Origin of the sequence: Hydrogenovibrio sp., from assembly GCF_049975065.1 — a bacterium.
Classification (GTDB): domain Bacteria; phylum Pseudomonadota; class Gammaproteobacteria; order Thiomicrospirales; family Thiomicrospiraceae; genus Hydrogenovibrio.
On sequence record NZ_JBNGDN010000055.1, the window covers coordinates 1 to 3,091 of the forward strand.

Annotated in this window: 3 protein-coding genes; all 3 read left to right on the plus strand. The window is 52.7% G+C overall.

Annotated elements, in window-relative coordinates:
* Positions 1-100 precede the first annotated feature (100 nt).
* Complete coding sequence (locus ACP5D0_RS07250; protein ID WP_472364997.1) at positions 101-1,573, plus strand: murein transglycosylase domain-containing protein; 1,473 nt, start codon at positions 101-103, stop codon at positions 1,571-1,573.
* A 60-nt stretch (positions 1,574-1,633) separates the two neighbouring features.
* Positions 1,634-2,635 carry an NAD-dependent 4,6-dehydratase LegB gene (locus tag ACP5D0_RS07255; RefSeq protein ID WP_472364998.1) on the plus strand — a complete coding sequence of 334 codons (1,002 nt, stop codon included), beginning with the start codon at positions 1,634-1,636 and terminating at the stop codon, positions 2,633-2,635.
* On the plus strand, positions 2,628-3,091 hold a 464-nt coding region (locus ACP5D0_RS07260), incomplete at its 3' end, for an aminotransferase class I/II-fold pyridoxal phosphate-dependent enzyme (protein ID WP_472364999.1). The genes ACP5D0_RS07255 and ACP5D0_RS07260, both read left to right, overlap by 8 nt.

Sequence of the window (3,091 nt, forward strand, 5' to 3'; positions counted from 1 at the left end):
GCTAGATTTTAAAATTTGGCGTTTAATTTGCTTTGTTATGATCCAAAGAATGCAATGAGTGTATTTCTGATGAATTTTTGACAGGGAGAATTGGGCGTTCATGTCTAACATTCTGTTTCCTTTAACCTTTTCGGTGCTGGTGTTGACGGCGGTGAGCAGCGGTTTGCTGACGACGTTTCAGTATTGGGTGTTGGCGCAGTCGGCGACACCGAAATCCACCGCTTGGGAAGACGCCTTGGCAATGCGCCCTCCCGCCAATGAGGTGCGGCATTTTGTTTCCACCCGTTCGGCGGCTGCCAGTCGTGTGGGCGCTGAGGCCGCCGACGAGGTAACGACTGCCACGGATCCGACCGTGCCAGCCGCAGCATCGAGCTCGCCGCCACTGGCAAACGCGGCTCGTGTGTCACCCCAAGATGTGTCGGCCATTTCAAGTCCGAACTCAGCCCCGATCTCAGCACAGGCTTCAGCGCCAGCGAACGTTTCAAGCAAAACGCCGCCGATAGAAGCCTCACAACGCGCCTATCCACCCACCGGAACGGCGTCTCGTTCCGAACCCACGGCCAAAACGGTCTCACGGCCGGTAAATGCGCCTAAGTTCAAGCCGCCTTCTGAAGCGGCGTCAAGCCTTTTAAATAAAGCGGTTGTAGCAGCGGACCCTGTAACGACCTCTACAGCGACTTCTACCGCGACTTCGGCGAATGCCAGCCCGGTAATGGTGGTGTATGAGGATGAATTGGTGATTGAGTTTCCCAAGGCGATTGCTTCGACTCGCAATATCAAAAATGCCGTCAGCCGTGCCTTATTGATGGATCGTCCCATGGCCGGGCCGGAGTTGATGGCGCGCGACAAGCTGGATTTGACCAAGCGCCCTTACTTTTACCGTAAGGTGTTGGATCAGCATCAGCAGCCGATTCGCTATCCCAAGCAGGCGTTTGATTATGCCGATTATTTAATGCAACACCATCAGCAAACGCTCAAAGACGAGGAAGGGGAATTTGTGGCGCTGCACATTCCATTGCATGAATTCGGCCTATCCGGTCCGGCGAAAAGTTACCAGGCCTGGGTAAAAAGCTATGCCGATCAGTTTCAGGTGCCGGAATCGCTGGTGTATGCGGTGATGGAAACCGAAAGTGCCTTTAACCCGAAAGCGGTGAGCCGTTCCAATGCCATTGGTTTGATGCAAGTCAAGGCCGAGGCGGCTGGCAAGGATGTGTATCAATACATTGATGCCAAACCCGGCCAACCCAGCCTAGAAGAATTGTTCGATTCTGAAAAGAACATTCGCATGGGCACGGCCTACCTCGGGCTGTTAAAACACGATTATCTGGCGGGCATCGTCGATGATAAAATCAAGCAAATGGTGACCATTTCTTCTTATAATGGTGGCATGAAAACGGTATTGCGTTTGTTTGGTCAAACGCCGGAGGCGGCCATTGAACGCTTGAATCGACTCAGCCAGAATCAGGTGTACCGCACCTTGCGATACGAACATCACTCGGACGAAACCCGCCGTTATCTGGATAAGGTAATGCAAGCCGAAACCAAATATCGAGAGCTGTTGCAAGAAACCTAACCCGGAAAAATCCAGGACGAACCCTTTGCAAACAACAATCATTTACAAGCGAGAGAGGGCATGACGGAAACATATTGGCAGGGCAAACAGGTGTTGGTCACCGGTGCGGACGGCTTTATCGGGTCGCACTTAACGGAGCAACTGGTGAAAGCCGGTGCCAAGGTGCGCGCGCTGGCACTCTACAATTCCTTTAATTCTTGGGGTTGGCTGGAACAGTCGCCGTATCTGGACGACATCGAAGTGGTGGTCGGCGATGTGCGTGATCCGTTTTTGTGCCGAAAAATTACCCAAGACTGTCATACGGTGTTTCATCTGGCGGCGCTGATCGCCATTCCCTATTCCTATGTTGCGCCGAATTCCTATGTGGAAACCAATGTCAACGGCACCTTGAATATCGCCCAGGCCTGCCTGGATAACGGTGTGCAACGCTTAATGCACACCTCCACATCGGAAATCTACGGCACCGCACAATATGTGCCGATTGACGAAAAACACCCGCCGCAACCGCAATCGCCTTACAGTGCCAGTAAAATTGGCGCCGATGCGATGGCGATGTCCTATTTCAACGCCTTCGAACTGCCGGTGTCGATTGCGCGCCCGTTCAATACCTATGGCCCGAGACAGTCCGCCCGAGCGGTGATTCCCACCATCATCACCCAAATCGCCAATGGCATGAAAGAAATCAAACTGGGCGATACCCGCCCGACACGCGATTTTAATTTCGTGACCGATACTTGCCGAGGCATGATGGCGATCGCCCAATCCGAACAAGCCATCGGTGAAACCATTAATATCGGTTCCAACTTTGAAATTTCCGTGCAGGACACCTTGGAGATGATTAAAGACATTATGCAGTCGGACGTGGTGTTCGTGACCGACGAAGCGCGCTTGCGTCCCAAAGATTCAGAAGTCTTTCGCCTGTGGTGTGATAATAGCTTGATTGAATCACTCATCGGTTTTAAACCGCAGTACGACCTGCGAACAGGCCTGGCCGAAACCATCCGTTGGTTCCGCAATGCCGATAATCTGAAACAATACAAAGCGGGCATTTACAATGTCTGACCGCTTGGCCGACACGCAAACACTGATTGATTTTATTCGCGATACCTATGCCGAGTCGAGCGCTAAAGACGGTTTGATTCCATTGCACGCGCCGTGTTTCGACGACACTGAAAAACAGATGGTGTCGGGCTGCATCGACAGCACCTTTGTGTCGTCGGTCGGTCAGTATGTGAACCGCTTTGAAGAAGCCGTGGCCGACTTTACCGGCGCCCAACATGCGGTCGCCGTGGTGAATGGCACCATGGGCTTGTTTCTGGCGATGAAAGTGGTCGGCGTACAACCGGGCGATTTGGTGTTGACGCAATCGTTGACCTTTGTGGCCACGCCCAATGCCATTAAGTTGTGTGGTGCCGAGCCGGTGTTTTTGGATGCGTCTCGGAAAACCATGGGCTTATGCCCCGACAGTTTGGCGACATTTCTTTCCGAACACACCCGTCTTGAAAACGGGCAATGCGT